17 protein-coding genes and 1 tRNA gene are annotated in these 20,983 nt (G+C 67.3%); 8 read left to right on the top strand and 10 right to left on the bottom strand.

All coding sequences use genetic code 11. The annotated features are described in order from the left end of the window. The first annotated feature begins 79 nt into the window (after positions 1-79). Positions 80-463, top strand: a complete 384-nt coding sequence (locus MXA07_RS06025) for a DUF5611 family protein (protein WP_247731143.1) — start codon at positions 80-82, stop codon at positions 461-463. Positions 464-768: 305 nt separating this feature from the next. Here the strand turns inward: MXA07_RS06025 and MXA07_RS06020 are convergent, their stop codons facing one another. Together MXA07_RS06020 and MXA07_RS06015 are read right to left on the bottom strand one after the other, a co-directional pair. After that, entirely contained in the window at positions 769-1,092 is a 324-nt protein-coding gene (locus tag MXA07_RS06020) for a 4Fe-4S dicluster domain-containing protein (RefSeq protein ID WP_247731142.1), read from the bottom strand. A 77-nt stretch (positions 1,093-1,169) separates the two neighbouring features. Continuing rightward, complete coding sequence (locus tag MXA07_RS06015) at positions 1,170-2,342, bottom strand: MFS transporter (RefSeq protein WP_247731141.1); 1,173 nt, start codon at positions 2,340-2,342, stop codon at positions 1,170-1,172. A 309-nt stretch (positions 2,343-2,651) separates the two neighbouring features. Between MXA07_RS06015 and MXA07_RS06010 the strand changes: the two genes are divergently transcribed. Then, a complete protein-coding gene (locus MXA07_RS06010) occupies positions 2,652-3,797 on the top strand; it encodes a lipase family protein (RefSeq protein ID WP_247731140.1) in 1,146 nt (381 codons plus the stop codon). Positions 3,798-4,064: 267 nt separating this feature from the next. Here the strand turns inward: MXA07_RS06010 and MXA07_RS06005 are convergent, their stop codons facing one another. Together MXA07_RS06005 and kynU are read right to left on the bottom strand one after the other, a co-directional pair. Further along, positions 4,065-5,228 carry an acyl-CoA dehydrogenase family protein gene (locus MXA07_RS06005; protein WP_247731139.1) on the bottom strand — a complete coding sequence of 388 codons (1,164 nt, stop codon included), beginning with the start codon at positions 5,226-5,228 and terminating at the stop codon, positions 4,065-4,067. 309 nt (positions 5,229-5,537) lie between these two features. Then, entirely contained in the window at positions 5,538-6,866 is a 1,329-nt protein-coding gene (gene kynU, locus MXA07_RS06000) for a kynureninase (RefSeq protein ID WP_247731138.1), read from the bottom strand. A gap of 118 nt (positions 6,867-6,984) precedes the next feature. On the opposite strand from kynU, the gene MXA07_RS05995 reads away from it, so the two are divergent. Beyond that, positions 6,985-8,016, top strand: coding sequence for an alpha/beta hydrolase (locus MXA07_RS05995; protein WP_247731137.1), 1,032 nt, complete (start codon positions 6,985-6,987; stop codon positions 8,014-8,016). Between the two features lie 314 nt (positions 8,017-8,330). On the opposite strand, the gene trpB is transcribed toward MXA07_RS05995, so the two are convergent. Further along, the gene (gene trpB / locus MXA07_RS05990; RefSeq protein WP_247731136.1) at positions 8,331-9,488 is read right to left on the bottom strand and encodes a tryptophan synthase subunit beta; all 1,158 of its coding nucleotides are present in this window, start codon (positions 9,486-9,488) and stop codon (positions 8,331-8,333) included. A 237-nt stretch (positions 9,489-9,725) separates the two neighbouring features. Between trpB and MXA07_RS05985 the strand changes: the two genes are divergently transcribed. Further along, positions 9,726-11,252, top strand: coding sequence for a hypothetical protein (locus MXA07_RS05985; protein ID WP_247731135.1), 1,527 nt, complete (start codon positions 9,726-9,728; stop codon positions 11,250-11,252). 126 nt (positions 11,253-11,378) lie between these two features. On the opposite strand, the gene MXA07_RS05980 is transcribed toward MXA07_RS05985, so the two are convergent. The 3 genes from MXA07_RS05980 to MXA07_RS05970 form a co-directional block, all read right to left on the bottom strand. After that, positions 11,379-12,113 (bottom strand): type 1 glutamine amidotransferase, encoded by a 735-nt coding sequence (locus tag MXA07_RS05980; protein ID WP_247731134.1) that lies wholly within the window; start codon positions 12,111-12,113, stop codon positions 11,379-11,381. Positions 12,114-12,247: 134 nt separating this feature from the next. Continuing rightward, entirely contained in the window at positions 12,248-13,027 is a 780-nt protein-coding gene (locus MXA07_RS05975; RefSeq protein ID WP_247731133.1) for an alpha/beta fold hydrolase, read from the bottom strand. 243 nt (positions 13,028-13,270) lie between these two features. Continuing rightward, positions 13,271-13,429, bottom strand: coding sequence for an HVO_A0556 family zinc finger protein (locus tag MXA07_RS05970; RefSeq protein WP_247731132.1), 159 nt, complete (start codon positions 13,427-13,429; stop codon positions 13,271-13,273). Between the two features lie 365 nt (positions 13,430-13,794). Here MXA07_RS05970 and MXA07_RS05965 point away from each other — a divergent pair, with 365 nt between their 5' ends. Next, entirely contained in the window at positions 13,795-15,060 is a 1,266-nt protein-coding gene (locus MXA07_RS05965) for a hypothetical protein (RefSeq protein ID WP_247731131.1), read from the top strand. 341 nt (positions 15,061-15,401) lie between these two features. Here the strand turns inward: MXA07_RS05965 and MXA07_RS05960 are convergent, their stop codons facing one another. Continuing rightward, positions 15,402-16,565 (bottom strand): hypothetical protein, encoded by a 1,164-nt coding sequence (locus MXA07_RS05960; protein WP_247731130.1) that lies wholly within the window; start codon positions 16,563-16,565, stop codon positions 15,402-15,404. After that, positions 16,562-17,899: a helix-turn-helix transcriptional regulator gene (locus tag MXA07_RS05955; protein WP_247731129.1), complete on the bottom strand. Its 1,338-nt coding sequence runs from the start codon at positions 17,897-17,899 to the stop codon at positions 16,562-16,564. The genes MXA07_RS05960 and MXA07_RS05955 overlap by 4 nt, the downstream gene beginning before the upstream one ends. 203 nt (positions 17,900-18,102) lie before the next feature. Here MXA07_RS05955 and trmY point away from each other — a divergent pair, with 203 nt between their 5' ends. The 3 genes from trmY to MXA07_RS05940 all read left to right on the top strand — a co-directional run bounded on the left by trmY (position 18,103) and on the right by MXA07_RS05940 (position 19,699). After that, positions 18,103-18,699, top strand: coding sequence for a tRNA (pseudouridine(54)-N(1))-methyltransferase TrmY (gene trmY, locus MXA07_RS05950; protein WP_247731128.1), 597 nt, complete (start codon positions 18,103-18,105; stop codon positions 18,697-18,699). Positions 18,700-18,780: 81 nt separating this feature from the next. After that, positions 18,781-18,853, top strand: a tRNA-Pro gene (locus tag MXA07_RS05945). A gap of 609 nt (positions 18,854-19,462) precedes the next feature. Further along, positions 19,463-19,699 (top strand): hypothetical protein, encoded by a 237-nt coding sequence (locus MXA07_RS05940; RefSeq protein ID WP_247731127.1) that lies wholly within the window; start codon positions 19,463-19,465, stop codon positions 19,697-19,699. The last annotated feature ends 1,284 nt before the right edge of the window (positions 19,700-20,983 follow it).

Genomic DNA, 20,983 nt, shown 5'->3' with positions numbered 1-20,983 from the left:
GGACGGGGACTCGGTCCCGCCCCGGCTCCATCACGACGGATGAAAAGAGGTAAAGAGCCTCCCGTGTTTCCAACGAGGCATGAAGGAGTACAAGATGCGTCGCGGGGAGTACCTCGAAGAACGAATCCCGGACATGGAGGAGACGGTCGAGGACTACTTCGGCCCCATCACGGGCACCGAGGAGTACAAGGGCTCTGACCTGTACGTCGTCGGCGAACCCGAGAACCCCGTCTTCGAACGCATCGTCGTCGGCGCGGTCTCGTACTCCGGCAAGAAGGACAAACTCGCCGTCGAGTTCCACGAGCGCGACCCGACCGAACTCGGCCCCGACGAACTCGAGGCGGCCGCCGACGCCGTCGACGCGAAGAACGACTTCCTGCTCGAGGCCACCGCCCGAGACGCCAAGGCGCGGCGCGACTCGCTGAAGCGCTCCGTCGAGGACGACCCCGACCACGACTTCTGACCGGTGCTCTTTCGGACGGTTCTCGCGAGTCACTCCCGTCAGTCGCCAGTCGGGTCGTCTGGCACCGGACGTCGGGCTGTCGGTCCAGCGGACACCAATCGCCAGTTCGAACGGGACGGCGGGCCATGCGAACGCGGTTGCGTCCCGACGCAGGAAACTGACGGCCCAGCCGAGCGGATGCGACCGTCCGGCCGACGGAGACCATCGATTATCCGTAAGAAGCGACGAGGCGATTCGCCGATGCTATCGACCCGATTGTCACCCACCGTGGTACTGAAGGCGGTCGGAACCGACGGTGAGCGCCTTCAAGCGGTTCGACCGGCGTCGACGTCGATGGCGTCGACCGGACAGACGTCGACGCAGAGCATGCAGTCGATACACTGGGCTTCGTGGGTCGGATCGGCCTTCTCCTCGCTCTCGGGGTGGCCGGGGGTGTCGACCCACTCGAAGACGTCGACCGGGCAGTCCTCGAGACAGGCGCCGTCGGCGATGCAGATGTCGAAGTCGACGGCCACGTGGGTGCCGTGGATTCCGAGTTCCTCCGGTTCGTCGACCGGCCCCCAGACGGCGTGTCCGTTACACTCGTCTACCTGTTCGCGGTTCTCGTGAAACTGTGGATCGATAGCCATCGCTAGGCGCAAGGAGTGTCCCGCGCGCCTTAAAGCTATGTTCGAATTCGATCGGCGGGCCGCGATCCGGCTGGCCATCAGGCCCCGAGGTCGAGCAGGGAATTGCACGCGAGCGCGAGGCAGACGACGACCAGAAACGACGCCAGCACGCAGAAGGCGACGGCCCACCCGAAGGAGTCGGCCAACAGGCCCGTGCTCACCGAGCCGAGTGCCCCGAGCAGGCCGTACACCGTCCGGACGAGGCCGAAGCCGGCCCCTTCCTCCTCGGCGGAGAGGAGATCGAAGAAGCGCGGCAGGAACGCGGCCGACCAGCTCAGGCCGACCCCGAGGACGACGACGGCGAACGCGACGGCGAGCCACCCTGGGATGGCAACCAGCGAGAGGAAGCCGGTCGCGGCGATCGCCAGTCCGGCGGCGGTCGTCACGTCGCGGCCGTACCGATCGGAGGCGGTCCCGACGAACGGACTGGCCACGCCCTGAATCAGGAAGTACGCCGAGAAGATCGCGCCGGACGCCTCGCCGGAGACGCCGCGGTACTCGACGAGGAACGTCGGGAGGAACGACGTCGTCGCCTGCCAGACGAACGCCGAGAGCACGGAGATCGCGACGGTGAAGGCGATCGGCGGCCGCGTCAGAATCTCGAGCAGCGGCGCCAGTTCGAAGCGTTCCCGCATCGGCTGGTCGGGCCGCTGTGGCGTCGTCGGTCGCACGAATCGGGCGAAGCAGACGAAGATCACGACGGCCACCGCCGCCCCGATCGCGACGGCAGGCTCCCAGCCGTAGCGCGTTCCCACCCAGGCTGCGAGCGCCGGCGCGACGATCCCCGCCGCCGGCCCGCCGGCCGTGTGAACGCCGATCGCCCTGCCGACGTCGTCGAACGTCCGGGTGAGCAGCGTCGTCCCGACGCTGAAGTGCAGGCCCGCGAGGGCGCCGAGCGCGAGGATCGACAGGAGGAAGACGGCGAAGACCGGCGAGAGCGCGAGCGCGACGCTCGCGAGCGCCGTCCCGGCGAGCGAGACCAGGATCACCCGGCGCTCGCCGTACTTATCCGCGAGGACGCCGCTCGGAAATTGCGAGACGAAGTACGACATCCACAGCCCCGTCATCGCGACGCCGATGACTGTGTTCGAGACCCCGAAATCGGCCCGGATCTGGGGCACCACCGGACTGATCACCAGTCGCGCGGCCATCGTCGCGAAGAACGCGAGCGTAACCAGCGCGAGCACCGTCCGCCTGTATGGCCATCGCATCTCGGGTCCTCACCAGTCTCCGTGCGACACTTACTGCGTCGGGAAAAAGGATCGTCGGTTCCGAGACCGACTGGACGAGTTGGCGCTCTCCCGCCCGGTCGGCGACGGTGGTGTTCGACGACAGGACGGTGTATCCGGGTGCGTCGAGGGCCGCTCGGCGCGTCGAACCGTCCCGGCCGATGTCGGTGGTGCCCGTAGACACCCTCCGATTCGCGGGATCGGCCGACACGACTGGTTGAATACGGAGTTATGAGGATAGATATAAGTATTCCGCTATCGGATAATACTGTAGGTAGTGGTGTGACTGCAATGAGACGGTATCAACAGGCGTCTGGAAGAGCCACCCGCGACGCCCCGACCCGCGAGGCCTCGCGGCGAGGCGTGTTGCGCGCCGCGACGGCGACGGTCGCCGCCACGTCGATCGCGGGTATCGCTCCCGCCGAGACGGCCGCACAGAGCGACGAGATCAAAGAGATCGACTTTCGTGACGGAACGCCGCCGGTGTCGGACGGCCCGCAGGGGCGAGACGAGGTGGTCTTCCACGTCCACGGCTACACCCAGTCGGGCAACAGCGTGGGGGTTGCGGAGACGTTCCAGTCGACCGCCAGGGACCAGGGGTACGAGGGGACCGTCGCGGCGATTACCTGGGACGACAGCGGCTTGCCAGGTACGGCCGAAGGCAACGCCCGCGACACCGGCCCGATGTTCGCGAACTGGCTCGCGGACTTCCGGGCCGAGAACCCCGAGACGACGGTCCGACTGCTCGGGTTCTCCATGGGCGGAATCGTCGTGATGGAGACGATCGCGGCGATCGACGGGTCCTTCACCGTCGCCAACGCCGACATGATCGGGTCCTACGAGTACGCGGACGCGCCCTGCCAGGGCGCCGGCTACTACGACGCCATCGCGAACTCCTGCGATGGCATGTACAACTACTGGTCGGCCAACGACGGACTCGCTCGCCTTGGTGCCGGCGGCGCCAGTTGTGCCGACTCAGAGACGCCGGGGAACTACGCGGACGTCGACGTGACCGACTCGGTCGGCGGCCACACGGAGTACCAGTCGAGTTCGGGTTGCGTGCAGGCTATCGTCGAGAACTACGGTGACGATGGGGGCGGCGGCGATTGCGGCGCCGAAACCGAGACGACCGAACGAGACGGATTTCTGGCCTGGTGGAACGGCAGCGACACCGACACCTACAGCACGGCCACGGCCAGCCCCTGCGGCGTCGCCGTCGAGCTCACGAGTCCGTCGTCGGTCGCGGACTTCGACCTCTTCGTGACCTACGACGGTCGCGAGCCCACGCGAGACGACTACGACGACCGCTCGGCCGGTTCCGGCGCCGAGGAGGCCATCCAGTCCTCGCTCGACGGACAGACGACGCTCGGGATTCTCGTCGACGCCGAACGGGGCTGGGGCGAGTACGATCTCACCATCACGGAACGCGGGCAGTAGCCGTTCGAAACACTACCACGGCGGGCCTATCGACCGCCCTCACCGGTCGCCGTTCACTACTCCGAGGTCTCGCTATTGCTCGGCCTCGCCACCGCTCCCCGTTCGTCGTTCCGAGGCCCCTCGCTTCGGTCGGCCCCTCGCTACTCACGCCTCCCGCTGGTCGCCGTTCGTCGTTCCGAGGATTTCGTTCACTCCGCTCACGGCGCTGCCGTTCGCCTGTCCGAGGCGGTCACTTCGTTCCCGCCTCGCATTCGCTCAATCCACGCTCTACTCGAAGGCCGCGATGCCAGTCAAATCCTGCCCGAGAATCAGCGTGTGTATGTCGTGGGTGCCCTCGTAGGTGTAGACCGTCTCCATGTTCGCCATGTGGCGCATGGGCGAGTAGTCGAGCGTGATGCCGTTGCCGCCGAGCATCTCGCGGGCGACGCGGGCCTGGTCGCGGGCCATGCGAACGTTGTTGCGCTTGGCCATCGAGACATGCTGGGGGCGGAGGTCGCCGCGCTCTTTGAGTTCGGCGAGGCGGTACGCCAGCAGCTGGCTCGTCGTGATCTGGGTGGCCATCTCGGCGAGTTTCTGCTGCTGGAGCTGGAAGCGCGCGATCGGGCCGTCGAACTGGTCGCGATCGAGCGCGTAGTCGCGGGCGGTCTCGAAGCAGTCGCGGGCGGCGCCGACGGCGCCCCAGGCGATGCCGTACCGGGCCTGCGTGAGACACGACAGCGGCCCCTTCATGCCGGAGACGCCGGGGAGGACGTTCTCCTCGGGAACGCGGACGTCGTTCAGACCGATCTCGCCGGTGATCGAGGCGCGCAACGAGAGTTTCTCGTCTAACTTGTTCGTCGAGAACCCGTCACGGTCGGTCTCGACGAGGAAGCCCCGGACGGGCTCGTCCTCGGCCGAGCGGTCGCGCGCCCAGACGACGGCCACGTCCGCGATCGGCGCGTTGGTGATCCAGGTCTTCGACCCGTTGAGGACGTACCCGTCCGCATCTCCCTCGGCGTGGGTCTCCATCGCCGAGGGATTCGAGCCGTGTTCGGGCTCGGTGAGGCCGAAGCAGCCGACGGCCTCGCCTTCGCCGAGTTTCGGGAGCCACTCCTCCTTCTGGGCGTCGCTGCCGAACGCGCGGATGGGGTACATCACGAGCGCACCCTGCACCGAGGCCATCGAGCGCAGCCCGGAGTCGCAGGCCTCGAGCTCCTGCATCAGGAGGCCGTAGGCCGTCTCGGAGACGTTCGGCAGGCCGTAGCCGTCGAGATTCGGCGCGAAGAAGCCGAGTTCGCCCAGCTCGGGGATCAGTTCGGTCGGGAACGTGCCGGCCTCGTAGTGGTCGGCGATGTCGGGACGAACCTTCTCGTCGACGAACTCGCGCGCCGTGTCGCGGATCATGCGCTCCTCGGCGTCGAGGTCGTCCTCGAGCGAGACGTAATCGAGCATACCGGACCCTGGGTCAGGTGACGTGAAAAACGCTCCTATGTTCCGGGCGACGCTGGTGCAGGTGCCGAGGCGCTACGGAGCGCAAAAGCCCATCGGCGAAGTCTCCGCTCACTCGTCGTACAGCCGCGGTTTGAGGTGCCGGTCGTAGAGCCAAGCGCCGACCACGCCGAACCCGAGGTAGATGCCGACGGCGACGAGGATCACGAAGAATTCTAGCATTCCTTGCATGCAAGGGGATGGTACAATCACCAAAGTAACTGTTCGGATCGAGACCGATCCCCCACGACACTCCACACCGATTCGGACCGCTCACGTCACCTCGCTCTCCGCGTCGTAGGCCTCGTAGCGGCGATCCGCGAGCAGTTCGGCGAGCAGGTCCACGACGTCGAAGACCGCCTCGAACGAGGTGTACAGCGGCGACGGGGCGACGCGGATCACGTTCGGCGGCCGGTAGTCGACGATCACCCCGTGGTCGCGCAGCGCCTCGCTGAGCCGGCCGGCCTCCGGGTGTTCGAGCGCGACGTGGCCGCCGCGGCGGGCGGGCTCTCGGGGCGTCCCGACGGCGACGCCGCGATCGGCGAGGCGATCGTCGGCGAGCGCGATCAGGTACGAGGTGAGTGCGATCGACTTCTGGCGGATCGCCTCGATGCCGGCCTCGTTGACGAGTTCCAGCGCGCCGAACAGCGGGGCGGCGCTGAAGACGGGGATGGTTCCCGACTGCCAGGCGCCCGCGCCCGCCGCGGGGGTGTACTCGAGATTCATCTCGAACTGCGTCCCCTTCTCGTGGCCCCACCAGCCCGCGAGCGCGGGCGTCTCGTCGAAGTGCCGTTCGTTGACGTACAGTCCCGCGACGGCGCCGGGACCCGCGTTGAGGTACTTGTAGGAACACCAGACGGCGAAGTCGACGCCGATCTCCGAGAGCTGGTGCGGTACGACGCCGATCGAGTGCGCCAGGTCAAACCCGGCGAGGATGCCGCGCTCGTGGGCGGCTGCCGTGATCGCCTCGACGTCCAACAGCTGGCCGCTGCGATAGAGCACCGAGGGCATGAAGACGATCCCGACGTCGTGAGCGTCCATCGCCGCGACGACGTCGTCGGTCCGGATCGTCCGCCCGTCGCGACTCTCGACGACGTGGAGATGTGCGTCGGGATCCAGCTCGCGCTGGCGAAGCTGGGCCCGGATCGCGTAGTGATCGGTCGGAAAGTCCAGCTCGTTGACGAGGACGCCCGTCGGATCGTCTCGTCCGCAACCGTCCAGAAACGTCCCGATCAGCGTGTGAATGTTGACCGTCGTCGAATTGGCGACGACGACTTCCGCGGGTTCGGCGCCGACGACCGGGGCGAGTTGCTCGCCCAGTCGTTCACCGTACCAGAACCACGGCGGTTCGGCCTCGGTCCAGCCCCGAACGGCCAGGTCGCGCCACTGGTCGATCGCGCGCTGGAGACTCGCCTCGGCCGCGTCGGAGATCGGGCCGAGCGAGTTACCGGCCGCGTAGTGGGCGTCCGGGATCTCGAAGCGCTGGCGAAACTCCGAGAGCGGGTCGGCTCGGTCGCGCTCGCGAGCGGACTCGCGATCGGCGTGGAGATCGTGCCGGGTGCGGTCCGAGTCGACCGCTCCGTCTTCGTCGCGCCTGGGCATATGGTCGTTCTCGGGGGCGAGCGACAAGTAGAATTCGACGCGACAGCCCGCTCGGATCGAACGACGACCCGCCACCGCGGGCGGTGGACTCATGTGCCGTTCGCTCGACGGTTGGCGCATGGACGATTCGGGCCCCGACGCGACAGCACCGGCGGACGTGGCGGCCGGGGCCACCGACGCACTGGATCCGGAACTCGCCGCCGTCGTCACGGAGATCGAGGCCGCCGGCGTGCCACAGTGGTCGTCGCTCTCGGTCGCGAGCGCGCGAGCACTCGAGGACGAGGTGTTTGCGAGCGAGTCGGGGCCGCCGTTGCGGGCGGTCCGAGACCTGCGAGTCGACGGGCCGGGCGGCGACCTGCCGATTCGGGTCTACCGACCGGAGCGGGAAGCCCCGCCGACGCTGGTGTTCACCCACGGCGGCGGCTTCACGCTCGGCACGCTCGATTCCGCCGACGACATCTGCCGGGAGCTCGCGGATCGGGCCGGCGCGCTGGTCCTCTCCGTCGACTACCGCCTGGCGCCGGAGCACCCGTTCCCGGCCGCGACGGACGACGCCTACGCCGCGCTCGCCTGGGCGAGCGAGCACGCGAGTGACCTCGGCGGCGATCCCGACCGCTTGGGCGTCGCCGGGACGAGCGCCGGCGCGAACCTGGCGGCAGCGTCGGCTATTCGGGCGCGGAACGCCCGACGGGCGGCCGAGTCTGGACGCGCTACCGGGACCGACTCGATGCGCGATCCCCCCGTCTCGCTCGACGGACAGTTCCTCCTGTATCCGATGACCGATCGCCGGTTCGACCGTCCATCGTACGAGGCCCACGGCAACGGGCCGTTGCTCACCGCGGCCGACGTCCGCTGGTTCTGGGACAACTACCTCCGCAGTCCGGTGGACGAGCACAACCCATTCGCGACGGTCGGGCGAGCGACCGATCTCGACGGTCTCGCCCCCGCGACGGTGGTGACCGCCGGCCACGACGTGCTTCGCGACGAGGGAGCGGCGTACGCCTCCCGGCTGTCCGAGGCCGACGTCGCCGTCGAGCACGACCACTATCCTGCGATGGCCCACGGCTTTCTGAGTCTGACCGACGCCGTCTCGCGAGCTGACGAGGCCATGGACCGACTCGCAAAGCGGGTACGCGAACGATTGTCCTAGCGTCGGTCGATCGGTCGACCCCGCCGACGCCGGCCCCTTCCGGACCGTCACGGTCGTCGAGGACGGAGGGACGGCGGCGAGTATCGAGAACAGGTTGCCGCCGATCATCGATAGTGGGGCGACGGGGAGCATCGACGGAGGGTCGCTCCCGAGAGCCGTCCCCGAGTCCGGCCTCGGACTCCGGACGCACCAGCTATCGACCGCCAGATAGCCGACTTCGCTGAGCAGTTCAGATCGACGGAGAAACGCGTCGAGAGTGGCGGTATCCGTTTCGATGCCTCGCACGCGGGTTCGAACGGTTCGAGCCGGTCGCCTCAATCGAAATCGAATTTCTCCGCCGCTGTCTCCATGTCCTTATCGCCGCGTCCGGACAGATTGACGAGGATGGTCTCGTGATCGCCATCTTCTGCGAGCTGGATCGCCTTCGCGACGGCGTGGCTCGACTCCAGCGCGGGGATGATGCCCTCGGTCTCGCTCAACTCGCGGAACGCGGCCAGCGCCGCCTCGTCGGTGACGGCCTCGTAGCTGACGCGGCCCTCCTCGCGGAACATGGCGTGTTCGGGGCCGACGCCGGGATAATCGAGACCGGCGGAGACGGAGTGGACCTCGACGTCGTCGGCGATGACGCGCGTCTCCATGCCGTGGATGACGTCGTCCGTTCCGGCCGAAAGCGGCGCGGCGTGGCGCGTCGAGTCGGGTCCCTCGCCGCCGCCCTCGGCCCCGTAGAGGTCGACCGCGTCGTCGTCTCGGAAGGCGTCGAACAGCCCCATCGCGTTCGAGCCGCCGCCGACGCAGGCGACCGCGGCGTCGGGCAGCTCGCCCGTGCGGTCGCGGAACTGCTCGCGGGCCTCCTCGCCGATGACGGACTGGAAGTCCCGGACCATCCGCGGGAAGGGATCCGGCCCGACGACGCTGCCGACGAGGTAGTGGGTGTTCTCGACGTTCGCGACCAGATCCTCGAGCGCCGCGTCCACCGCGTCGGCCAGCCCGGCCCCGCCGCGGGTGACCTCGTTCACCTCGGCGCCCATGAGGCGCATCCGGAAGACGTTCATCTGCTGGCGCTCGGCGTCCTTCTTCCCCTGGTAGATCTCCGTCTCGAGGCCGAAGAGCGCGCCGACCATCGCCGTCGCAGTGCCGTGCTGGCCCGCGCCCGTCTCGGCGATGAGTCGCTCCTTCCCCGCCCGCGTTGCCAGGAGGGCTTGCCCGAGACAGTTGTTTATCTTGTGCGCACCGCCGTGAAGCAGGTCCTCGCGTTTGAAGTAGAACTCCGCGTCGTACCGATCGCTCAGGTTTCGGGCGTGATAGAGCGGCGTCGGCCGCCCCGCGTACTCGCGAAGGTGATCGCGAAACGCCGCCTGGAACGCCTCGCTCGTCCCGATCTCGTCGTAGGCGTCCGCCAGCTGGGAAAGCGGTTCTTCGAGCGGTTCCGGCACGTGTCTGCCGCCGTATCGACCGAATCTTCCGCGCGTCATCGTCCGCCGACGTACGTGTCGGAGCGACTAATAATTCGCCATTCTCCCACAGGTCCGATCGGTGGCGTACAGACGTGTTCGTTTCGACCGTGCGATCCCGCGACGGCCACTCGGTCCCACCGACGACGATCGACCGCTGAACGGTCGCCGAGACGGAGCGTCCCCCTCGGAACGGTCGATTCCGCGTCGGCGATAGGCGGTCCTTTACTTAGCCGTCCGAGGGCGTACGCGGGAGCGATGATTCCGTCGAGACGGCAGCTCGAAGCCGCGCTCGTCCCGGGCGAGCGCCTCGAACGCCTCGCGTACGGACGGCTCGTCGACGAGGGCGTTCGCGAGACGGTCGCGGTCGGGGTGACTGATCGGCGACTCGTCTGTCTCTCCCGCGCCGGCGATCGACTCGACGTCGACTACGCGTCGATCAGTTCGATCCGGAGTTACACGCACTCGCGCCTGCAGTTCGAGGGCGTCGATTCGCGACTCCTGACGGCGGGATCGGGTCTCGTCGCTGCCATCTGCGTGCTGTCTGCAAGCTTCCTCGCGCTCCCGACCGACGCATCGTCGGGCGGCTACGCCGGGGCCGCGCTCGTCTTCGCGACGGTCGCGTCGTCGCTCGTCGCGATCGGATCGATCGAGCGATACGTGCTGTCGTCGGCGTCGGATCGACCGCGGCGCGAAACCCGTCTCGCGCGATGGGTTCGTTCGGGGTGGATCGCCGACGGTCGCCGGCGGACGCGTCGAACGATTCGCGGCGTCTGGATTCGGGGGACCGATCGCACGCGCACGCTGTACCGCCGGAGCGTCCGAATCCGAACGTCGCTGTCGGTGGCACTCCGGGCGCGGACGCGACTATTGTACCGGGGACTTCGGGCGGTCCTCAGATCGGGCGCGTGCTGGTCGCGGCTCGCGATCGAGCGCGCCTATCGACACCTGGACGCCAGCACTACGTCGTCGCGGGCGCGTCTCGAGGGGCGGATACGAGGGCTCGAGTTTCGAATGGGGTTCGACGAGCGGGCACGACGGCGCGATCGGTCGAGACTCCGCGATCGGCGAGGGACGGGAGAGCGGGCGCCGGGCGACGACCGGACGAACGCGGACGGGCGGCCGAATGCGGGCGCCCGTCCGGGGCGGTCGGTGGCGGATCGAGCATCGCGGTTCGCGACCCGAGCCGGCGGTGCGATCGAGGCCGGCCTCCGTCGAGGCGGATCGCTGGTCGGATCCGTCGGTCGATCGGGCGTCGATGGGGCGAGATCGATCTGGCCCACCCTCCGGACGGGCGCGGGGGTCGTCGCGGCAGGCTGGCGAACGACTCGGTCGGCTGGAGTGGCCGCCCGGAGGTCCCGCCCGGTGAACCTGGGGAAACGGATCGGCGCGAACGCGTGTCGGGCGCTCGCGAACTGGCGTCGGGGGCTCGCCCCCGTCTCCGCCTCGATCGCCGTCGGCTCGTTCGCGGCGATCGTCCGTCTCGACGTCGGGATATCCGTCGCGGCACTGACCGCGCTGGCGGTCGGCTGCACCCTCGCGGCCGCGTTCGCGTATCGAAGCGAGTCGCATCACACGGGCATCGCCATCTCGCGCGTGCGAGAGCGCGAACTCACGATCTACACCGTCGAGGGCGACGCGATCCGCCTCGTCCTCGCGTCGGAGACCGACGTCGACTCCGAACTCAGCCGACTCGCCGCGTCGGTTCCGACGGCCGACCCGTCGACCGGTCCCGGCGGCACCGCCGAACCCCCGGCGAGCGACCGCGTCTCCGTCGATCGGTGACCCCCTCCGGCGAGCGGCGTCGCGGTGACCGCGACCTCCCGCTCGGAGACTCGCGTCCCCGTCCGCGAAGAACCCGCAGCCGCTGCTCCGAGCGAGCCCCGAGCGGACGACTCGCGGCCGGCCCGCTCATTCCGGCGACTCCGGCCCGGACGTGGCGCGGGCGCTGGCGCCCTCGGTCGCCGGGGAGACGCGCTCGACGTAGGCCGCGAAGTTCTCGAAGAGTCGCTTCGGTTCGGCGGCGAGTCGAACGGCCTCGTCGGTGATTCCGTCGAGCACGGCCTCGCGCCGATCCGGGGAGAGATCCTTCTCCATCGTGAGGTCGCGGGCGCTCTTCGCGTCGTACTCGGGGTGAAACTGGACGCCGAAGACGTCGCCCGCCCGGAAGGCGTGGTTCGAGTACTCGTTCCTGGCGAGTTCGACGGCGTCGGCCGGCAGCTCGACGACGGCGTCCGTGTGCGTCGTGAAAGCCACGAACGTCTCGTCGACGCCGTCGAGGAGGACGGAGTCGTCGGTCGTCCGCTCGATCTCGTGATAGCCGATCTCGTAGACGCCCATGTCGGCGACCCGCCCGCCCAGGACGGTCGCGAGCAGCTGGTGTCCCCAGCAGACGCCGAGACAGGGGAGGCCGGCCTCGATCGCGCCGTCGACCCAGGCTTTCGTCTCGTCGATCCACTCTTCCTCCCAGTAGACCGACGAGCGCGAGCCGGTAATGACGACGCCGTCGAACTCGTACCCCGGCGGCCGTTCGCCCGCCGTCACGTCGAACTCGGCGAGCGATGCCGGCAGTTCCCGCCGGAAGTTCCGGGGAACGTTCTCGTCACCGTGGCTGGCGTCGAGCATCGCGAGTCGCGGTCGTCGCATTCGTGGCGATGTACGCTCCGAGTGACCAATAGGTCTTGTGCCGGTCGAGCGCTCGAATCGAGTCCGGACGGCACGCGATCGCCGAACCGCTGTCCGCGTCGGTCGGCGTCGGCCGCCCGCGGCCCGGTCGCCGCTCACTCGTCCGCTCGATCCTCGAGGAAGCCGCGCACGTAGTCGTTGAGCGCCCGCGATCGTTCGATCTGCGGGAGGTGGCCGGCGCCGTCGATCGGGCGGAACTCCCCCCGCGGAAGCGAGTCGGCCAGTCGCTCGCCCGACTCGACCGGGACGACGGCGTCGTCGGTGCCGTGGAGGACGAGGACCGGCTGGGTCACCTCGTACCCCCAGTCGGTGGCGTCGTAGCCCTCGAGCGCGGCGAGCTGGTCGCGGGTCCCGGCCGCGTCGGCGTCGCCGTCGCGGCGCCACTCCACGATGCCGTCGACTACGTCCGGCTGGGCCGACCGGAACTCCCTGGAGAGGATAGCCTCCGTGGATTCCCGGAGCGCGTTCGACCTGTCGCGATCGACGACGAGCGCGTCGCCGTCGACGGCGTCGGCCCGCGCGGGCGTCCCGATCACCGCGATCGACTCGACGCGGGTCGACTCGCGAGCGGCCCGCAGCGCGATCGCGCCGCCCAGGCCCGCGCCCGCGACGTGGGCGTTCCCGGCGTCGACGGCCCGAAGCACCGTCTCGAGATCCTCGACGAGCGTCGACAGCGCGTACGGCCCCGGCGGTCGGTCGGACCGGCCGGTCCCGCGGAGGTCCCAGACGACGCTGCGATACGGGCCGCAGACGGCCCGGTGTTGCCAGCCCCAGGACCACCCGCCGAGACCCGCCTCCGCGACGAAGACCACGGGCGGACCGTCGCCCTCGACCGCGTAGAACAGCGAGACGCCGTCGTTCGAGGCGGTCGGCATGGGCGACCGGAGGCGGTCGGGACGGACGTGGGTTTCGATCCGGGGACGCCGTCGCTGGCGATCCGAGTTGCGATCAGCCGGATGCCCGCCGGCCGGTCGCCCCCGAGATGACGGTCGATCGGCTGCCGACCCGGCCGCGTGCGCCCGGGATCGGCTCCCCGACGGGACGCAGCTGTCCGTTCGGTCGGTTCGTCCGGCCGGTCGTACCCGTTCCGGCGGATCGTCTCGGTCGGCCTCGCTCGCTCACCACAGTTGCGCTCGGGGCGTCTCGCAGGCCTCGCACACCACCGCCCGGTTGTCCTTGTACGTCTCGACGACGAGCGTTCCGTCCCCGCACGCCGGACACGTTTCGCCCCGTAATCGGCCCAGTACGCCGTCCTCGCGCAGCTCCGTTATCGCCATACCAGCAGTCGTCGTCGACACCACCGATACCGATTATCCCTGTGTATGCAACCCGCGAGGGCCTATCACGGTCCGGTCGGACCCCGGAAACCATCGGCGCTCCGGCCGGCCAGGCGTACTGTCGGGCGCGTGGTCGCCCGTCCGAACGGACGATCCGCGACAGTCTCGAATCGTGCTCCGGACCGAACGCCGGGCGCGGGAGGGGTATTTTAATCCTCCGACCGTTCAACCGCCCGTTCTCCGGATGTTGGCCGAAACCGCCCGAATCGATAGACCCGGATTCGAGGGGAACGGGGCGGATTCGTCCGGATTCGGCCGTCGTGCCGGCTATTTATATACCTCGGCCGGGCCGAGCGACGGACGCGATGCGACGACAGATCACGATACTCACGACGCTCGCGCTGGTCGGTGGCGTCCTCGCGGTCGCCACGCTGGCCGGCGCATTCGCTTCGCCCACGGGGGCGATGGATCAAATCGAGCCGATCGAACAGCCCGCCGAAGACGAGGCCGTCACGACCGACGGTTCGGTCGCCGACGCGTCCCACGAGCGGCACTCGCAGAACGACCGAGACGCGGCCGACGAGACGCATGCTCGGAACGACCGCGCGTCGACGCGCGACGGCGACGCGACGACCGGAGAGGCCCCGGTACTGCGCTGGTACTCGGTCGACGATCCGACGGTCACGGCGGACGAGCGCCTCGGACTCCGTGCGCTGTACCAGGGGTCGGGCCAGACGCCGACCGCGTTCGACGTCGCGATCGAGGTCGACGGCACCGAACGCGAACTCGGGGAGGCGACGGTTCGGCCGGGCGACGAAACGGTCGCGTTCGAGCCCACCGAACTCGGTGCGGCGGCGGACGTCGAATTCCCGTGCGAATTCGGCTGGAACGAGGACGACGGCTGGGACCTCCACTGCGAACTCACGTTCGACGTTGCAACCCTCGAGGACGTCGACCACGACCGCGCCGACGCCTACGAAGTGAGTCTCGGCGATCGCGGGCCGACGTCGGTGCTCGTCGCCGACGACCCGACCGCGCTCGACGACATCCTCACGCTCGACTACCGGGTCGAGGATCGACGCCTCCAGGGCGAGCAGCCGCTCGAACTGACGCTCGCGTTCGCCGTCGGGAGTGACGAGCCTGCCGACCGGGACGTCGTCGTCCGCTTCGATGACGACCAGCGCGAACTCGGCCGGTTGTCCGTCGATCCCGAGATCGACCGGGTCGACTTCGATCCCAGCGAGTGGGTGCAGCAACGCTGGGACGATCCAGACGAACCCGACTGCTGGGACGGTCCGTCGACCGAGCCACTGGTCATCAGGTGCGAGATGGAACTCGGGCCGCTCGCCCAGGCGGTCGAGGGCTCCGGATCGGGTTCCGTCGACGTCGCCATCGACGATCTCCAGGCGACGTCCGTCACGGTCGAGCCGAGCGACGGCGGTGACGGACTCGGGCAGCCGGCCGTGGGCACCCTCGTGTGGACCGGCGACTGGAACGGCGACGTCGCCGAACTCCCGTCGTACTGCTACGATTACGTCCCGATGGGCCAGTTCGCCTGGTGTCCGGTGAGTCAACACGCCTTCCTCGACAGGTACGATCCGCTGAACGACGACCCGTTCGGCCCTCCGTGACGTCGGACCGTCGCCCCGGGTGTGATACTGCAGTCCGGAGTTCCGGCGTCGGAAGCAGGATCGGCTGGGCCGTCCGGCGGGACTGACGGGTCGGCGCCTGGCGCCGACGCGGTCCAGACGGGCCAGTGCGGTGTGACACTCGATTTTTCGAGGAGCCATGGCAGACGTTCGTGTCCCGCCCGGGTCGGTCTCGCCTCGCCGGGGCGTAGAGTCGATCCAGCCGCACCACGTGACGGTCGATCGGCCACAGCTCGCTCGAACGCTCCCGCGAATCGGCACCGACGTCCGCATCGGACCGGCTCCAGCGACAGAGGCGCCCGTCGGACGGCACCCGATTCGCGTCACTCCCCGGCGACGTACGCCACGACGCCGTACTTCACCGACGAGCGCAGGCCGACGCCGTCGATCGCGATCCGGCCGGCCGCCAACCCCTCGCGCAAAACCCGGGTTGGATCCCCGCCGCGTTCCAGGGCGCGGATGACGCGGTAATCGGTGTGGACGCGAACCGTCGGATCGGCCATCGCACCCCGTTCGACCCGCTGGGAATCGCTCCCGGCGCCTTCGATCCCGAACCGCAGTGCGGTGCCGTTGGCGGCCCGAACGTGGAGGTCGATTCGCTCGGAGCGAAGTTCCGCGACGGACCAGCGTTCTTCCGTCCCGAGCCGTGCCATCGCCGCCGCCACGTTCGGCGCCGAAATCGGCGTCGTTCGGATCGGACGACCGGCCGCCTCGACGGCAGCGACCGCATCGCCGGTCCGCGCTCGAAGCGAGTCGAGGCGGCCGAATAGCCCATCGATCCGCTCGTCGAGGCGGCGCGCGGAGCGCACGTCGGCGGGAAGGTCCCCGGCTGCCGCCTCGACGACGGCCAGGTGTGCCTCGATGGACTCGGCCTCGAACCCGATCGCAGCTCTCCCGGCGGTGTCGGTTCCAGCCCCGACGCGTTCGTCCCGGCCCGATTCGTCGAGCGAGCGGTGTCGCCGTTCGAGCGCCGTCAACCGCCGCTCGAGGTCGCCGAGCTCGCGATCCACGACGGCAGCCCGTTCGACCGAGGCCCTCGGTTCCTCGAGGCGTGCCCCGAAGCTCGCGCGGTCGACGCGCTCCCGAATCGACGCCGCCTGGCCGGCCGTGACGGCCGCGAGCTGCGCACCCGGTTCGAGATCGTCGGCCACGGCGTCGGTCGACGCGTTGGCGCCGATGCCGGCTGCGGTGGCGGTCGAGGGCTCGCTTCCGACGCCGATGGCGTCGCCCGAAACCGCGATCCCGGCCGTGAGCGCCTGTCCAGCGAGGAGACAAACGATCGCCAGAACGAGGATCGCGCGTGGGCGTCCCCGAATCGATCCGCGCCCCCGACGTCGTGAGGGGAAATTGCGACGACCGACCCGCCCTCCGGACCACGGGCCGCCCCGATCGGCCTTCGGATCGTCGGAGCCAGCCGTCGACTCGCGCGCGGCTGTCCGCCGTGAACTCGCGTCGGAACGCGCCTCGTCGATTCCGTCCCCGTTCATTCGCGGTCACCCGTCGCTTCGTCCGGAGGCCCGTCTGGGCGGTGGCGGGCGACATCGGGGAGCGCGAGCACGTTCTCCCGCCCGAGGCGGTAGACTGAAACGGCGTCCGCCGCTCGAAGCTCGCCCACGACCTCGCTGGTTTTCGTCTCCGACCACCCGAAGGCCGCGACGACGTCCTGTTGTTTCACCCGCCCGCCGCGCTCCTCGAGGAGTTCGAGGACGCGCTCCTCGTTACTCAATAGGGACTCAGGATCGGTCCGTTCGCCGGAAGCGTCCGCTCCCGCCGGCGATGCGGTTGCCGTCCCCCGCCCCGACTCGGCCGCTGCCGCCCGACCGGCCTCGGTTGGACCGGCCGACTGCGACTCGTCGACGGCCCCCGAATCGCGACCGCTCGATCCCGTCGCGTTCTCGGGGTCGGCGTATTCCGCGACGTGCGCCGGCTCCCCGGTCCCGGGCGCGCCCTCGGGTTGCTCCCGCGTCGGGTCGGACTTCCCCCTCCTGCGCCGACGGCGCAAGACGAACGCCACAGCGAGACTCCCGAGTACGGCCCCCGCCGTGGCGAGCGCCAGGGCGGCATCGTTGCTCCGGGGCGCGGCGTAGTCCGATCCGAACGAGCGCGCGTCCGACGCGAGGACGATCCGCGGCTCGCCGCCGGCGAATTCGAGCGGGCCGCGCCAGACGGCCCCACCGTCCCGCCTCGTCGCCGGGTCCGGAGCGAGTTCGACGGGTTCGGTCGCTTCGGGCCAGCCGATCGCCAGCGTCGTCACCTCGTCGAGGAACAGCCCGGAGAGGGCGTCGCCGGCCCGAAGCGTGTCGCCGGTCGCGGCGAAGCCGTGCCACCGGAATTCGTAGGCGACGATGCCGTATTCCCGTGGAAGGTGTTCCCGGGAGGCCTCCACCGTGACGTTCTCGACGACCATCGCACGGCCCGTCTTCGCCTGCGCCGTCGTCGCCATCGCGCGGACGGATTCGGCGAACGGGACGCGAAACGCGGATCGATTCTGCCGGATCTCCCGGCGGGTGCGCTCGAAGCCGGCCGTCGCGTTCGGGTCGTCGAGGCGAACGCGGTGTTCGATGCGCCAGTCGGCGGTACCCTCGGTCGTGAGGTCGACCGAGAGCAGGATCGCGTCGATCTCGACGGCGTCGTACGTCGACCCGGGCAGGCCCGGATCGCCGGCCTCGGCGACCGTCAGGTCCGCCCCAGCGGCGGTTTGCGAGTCCGATGCGGCCGGCACCGACGTCGCCGACCCTACCGCCCCCGGTTCGACGACGATCCAGCACCCGCTGGCCAGAAGGATCACGAGGCCGGTGAACACCCACGACCGGTTCTCCATCCGATTCGTGAACCATCACGCTGCGATGAAATAGTAATTTCGGTGGGAAATATCATCGTCGGGTGCGCATCCCGAAACGAGAGCCACCGAGTCCGATCGGGAACGGAGAGTCCGAGGGACCGAACCCGATCGTCCCCCGGCATCGAGACACCGCCACACCTCGACACCGTGGCACATATACGCCGACCGGTCGGACGGGTCGTATGCGCCAGTTCGTCTGCCTGGGCCACGACGTGCCGACGGCGCCGTCGTTCTCGCTCGACGACCTCGCCGGCGGGGCGGGTCGCCTCGACGCCCTCTGTCGATCCCTGACGGCCGCGCTCCTACGCTCGCACGGAATCCGCGAGGACGTCCGCGTTCACCTCGTCCTGCAGGACGAACTCTCGATCGTCGTCGACGGGGGCGCGGTTCGCCGGTTGAACCCGGACGAGCGCTCGACCGCCGCGCGAATCCGGACGGCGCTCGAGCACCGCGACGAGGCCATCGGCGCGCTGCCCGCCGAACCGAGTCCGGGATTCGAGGTCTATCGGCGCGGCTTCGAGGCGACCCTCGACGCGCTCGCGGCCGACGCGACGATCGTCCACCTCCACGAGGACGGCGACCCACTCGTCGAGGGGGCACTGCCGGAGCACCCGGCGTTCGTCCTCTCCGATCACGGCGATTTCACGGACGCGGAACGCGAGGTGCTCGACCGGGTCGCCGATCGGCGGGTTCGCCTGGGGCCGGTCGCGCTGCACGCCGACCAGGCTATCACGGTCGCCCACCACGCGCTCGACACGGACGGGTACGAGCGGTTCTGAGGGAGAGCGCAGTGACGTCGGTGCTCGTCCGCCGGCGCACAACGCAATTATTATACGCGACCGTCACCACCTGTCGATTGCGGGCCGGTGGGGTAGCTTGGTATCCTTCGGCCTTCGGGTGGCCGTAACCGCAGTTCGAATCTGCGCCGGCCCACTTTTCCCGCACCGCAACGCGAGGAGCGTAGCGACGAGTCTACGTCAGCACCGAACAATATGTCCCATTCACCGACTTCGTCGGTGGTGTTGTAGTCGCTTACGTCGATTGTTAGCTTCTCATCATCGGTTTCTTCCTCAACTTCGAGTTTGAGGTCGATTGATGTGATGTCATCATCTGGTCGGTGCAGATTCTCCCTATCGAATTGGACTTCACGGTGGTTGCCACCTCGTGGGCCTTCCAATACAATGTACTCGTGGTCGTTGAATTCACCCTTCTCTGATACGGTCAATTCATCCTCTCGGAACTGAACCACATCTCCTTCTTCTGCGGCAAGGACAGCATCTCCACCCATCAGCGTCTTAGTCTCGGTTTGTGCATCGTCCATCCGATTTGTATCAGATTTAATACCGAAACCAATGATCGGATATGTTATAAGTCCTCCTCCTTAACGGGTGTTATAGCACGCGATATACCAAACAAGTGTTGAAAATCAGGTCTAGAAACCTGCAGACCCCATTTCTCCGATGACCTAGGGAGATGGCTCCATCAGGCTGTTGAACTCATCAACAACCAGGACTAAAACGAACGATAACGAACAGGTCCGGTATGGTCAGCGACGATGCCAAAGATATGTACGAAGCTATCTATGATAGAACCATCAAGAGCCCTACCACTTGGGTAGACCGGGATGTATTGTATGACCATTTAGACAGAGAAGGGTGGAGCGAATTGCGCATTGAAGAAACTGAAAGCGAATTATTTCAGGAAATGATGATTGAGGAGAGTCTCGATTCCGAGTCATTGCGACCGACAGGCAATACCCCAGAAGGATTTGAAGGATAATCTCATTTCCACCAATACTGACGCTGAAAGTGGTTGTAGCTGATTGGCCTCATTCAGACCTTCAGTTGTGCTTGCCTAGAGTTCTCGCCATTGGTCGAAGAGAGTGATGGTCTTCGAGACTCAGTTCTCAGTCTCTACCAGCCTGAAGGAGGAATCAACTGCATACTACCCTCATGTAGTCTATGGCTGATTCTATCCAACCCAAGTGCGAGGCCAAGGGTGCTGCCAGCAGTAAGAATATAGAGACGAACGTGAGAGCAATGCAGATGTTAAATCGTCTGAACTTCGGGTCGTTCATCTCCTTATTTGTCAAAGTCACCTCTGAGTAATCGAGGAGCAGTTGTTCCTGTTGGTCAGCAGGGTCGTCAAATCCTGAATACTGGTAAAAGTCTTTGATGTCTTTTCCCGGTCGTTTGTAATCGCGGGAGCGGATTGTGTATAGACCTAGTCCCGCAGAGATGAGTGCTGGGGTAAGGACTCCAGCGAGAACTAGAACTTGGAGGTCGGAGAACAGTGCGCCGAAGGAGATGAGCAGTGCATCTACCGTGACGACAATCCCAATTTTGTTCTCAACCGTATCTCGCCGACTCTCTTCATTGTCATATTTCCGCCGTGCTTCTTCGAGTGTGAGGCGGAGTGTTGGAAAGTCAGATGGGTCTATTACATCACGCTCCTCATCGTCACTACTCTGTTGCTCGTCTCCGTCTCCTCCACTTCTTCAGTTTCATCCGGCATATCCGACCCGTGCTAGATTCGCTTCCCACATCGGTCACACCGTTTTTCGGAATCATCCTCGCCAGTATTCACTCGGATTGAGAACTCTGCTTCTTCTCGGCACTCGGAACAGAGAGGCATTATCCTATTTCCTTTCCGCATCGGTCGCAAATGATTGCTTGGCACTCAGCATCGGTGAGAGCATCCCACGATGCCTCCGCCTCGTTTCGACAATCTGAACAGAGGGGCATCAGAGTGACTTACCGCAACGGTCGCACGTTTTCGAACCATTGTCGGTGTTTTTCGCGCTCTTTCCACCTTGGAGTGAGGTGAACTCTGCTTCCTCTCGGCATTTGGAACAGAGGGGCATAGTTAGTATCGTTTGCCGCAGCGGTCACACGTCCGAAATTCGCCCTTTTCGACGGTGGTACTCTCTGCCTCTTTTCGGCATTCTTTACAGAGTCCCATGTACCTCTTTTGCCACTTGGTTGTTTAAAGCCTTTGCCACTAATGAGCGCGTTCAGCCCTGTTCTGTGGGTAAAAGGTTTTCAGCCGCTGGAATTTTTCACT

It is taken from the genome of Halovivax limisalsi (genome assembly GCF_023093535.1).
Classification (GTDB): Archaea; Halobacteriota; Halobacteria; order Halobacteriales; family Natrialbaceae; genus Halovivax; species Halovivax limisalsi.
Note: the sequence above shows the minus strand (reverse complement) of the source record. Positions and strands in the feature narration are given on the sequence as shown.

Bases quoted from the DNA above. Each gene is read 5' to 3' on its own strand.
- MXA07_RS06025 (WP_247731143.1), top strand. From the start codon at position 80: ATGAAGGAGTACAAGATGCGTCGCGGGGAGTACCTCGAAGAACGAATC.
- MXA07_RS06020 (WP_247731142.1), bottom strand. From the start codon at position 1,092: ATGGCTATCGATCCACAGTTTCACGAGAACCGCGAACAGGTAGACGAG.
- MXA07_RS06015 (WP_247731141.1), bottom strand. From the start codon at position 2,342: ATGCGATGGCCATACAGGCGGACGGTGCTCGCGCTGGTTACGCTCGCG.
- MXA07_RS06010 (WP_247731140.1), top strand. From the start codon at position 2,652: ATGAGACGGTATCAACAGGCGTCTGGAAGAGCCACCCGCGACGCCCCG.
- MXA07_RS06005 (WP_247731139.1), bottom strand. From the start codon at position 5,228: ATGCTCGATTACGTCTCGCTCGAGGACGACCTCGACGCCGAGGAGCGC.
- kynU (WP_247731138.1), bottom strand. From the start codon at position 6,866: ATGCCCAGGCGCGACGAAGACGGAGCGGTCGACTCGGACCGCACCCGG.
- MXA07_RS05995 (WP_247731137.1), top strand. From the start codon at position 6,985: ATGGACGATTCGGGCCCCGACGCGACAGCACCGGCGGACGTGGCGGCC.
- trpB (WP_247731136.1), bottom strand. From the start codon at position 9,488: ATGACGCGCGGAAGATTCGGTCGATACGGCGGCAGACACGTGCCGGAA.
- MXA07_RS05985 (WP_247731135.1), top strand. From the start codon at position 9,726: ATGATTCCGTCGAGACGGCAGCTCGAAGCCGCGCTCGTCCCGGGCGAG.
- MXA07_RS05980 (WP_247731134.1), bottom strand. From the start codon at position 12,113: ATGCGACGACCGCGACTCGCGATGCTCGACGCCAGCCACGGTGACGAG.
- MXA07_RS05975 (WP_247731133.1), bottom strand. From the start codon at position 13,027: ATGCCGACCGCCTCGAACGACGGCGTCTCGCTGTTCTACGCGGTCGAG.
- MXA07_RS05970 (WP_247731132.1), bottom strand. From the start codon at position 13,429: ATGGCGATAACGGAGCTGCGCGAGGACGGCGTACTGGGCCGATTACGG.
- MXA07_RS05965 (WP_247731131.1), top strand. From the start codon at position 13,795: ATGCGACGACAGATCACGATACTCACGACGCTCGCGCTGGTCGGTGGC.
- MXA07_RS05960 (WP_247731130.1), bottom strand. From the start codon at position 16,565: ATGAACGGGGACGGAATCGACGAGGCGCGTTCCGACGCGAGTTCACGG.
- MXA07_RS05955 (WP_247731129.1), bottom strand. From the start codon at position 17,899: ATGGAGAACCGGTCGTGGGTGTTCACCGGCCTCGTGATCCTTCTGGCC.
- trmY (WP_247731128.1), top strand. From the start codon at position 18,103: ATGCGCCAGTTCGTCTGCCTGGGCCACGACGTGCCGACGGCGCCGTCG.
- MXA07_RS05940 (WP_247731127.1), top strand. From the start codon at position 19,463: ATGGTCAGCGACGATGCCAAAGATATGTACGAAGCTATCTATGATAGA.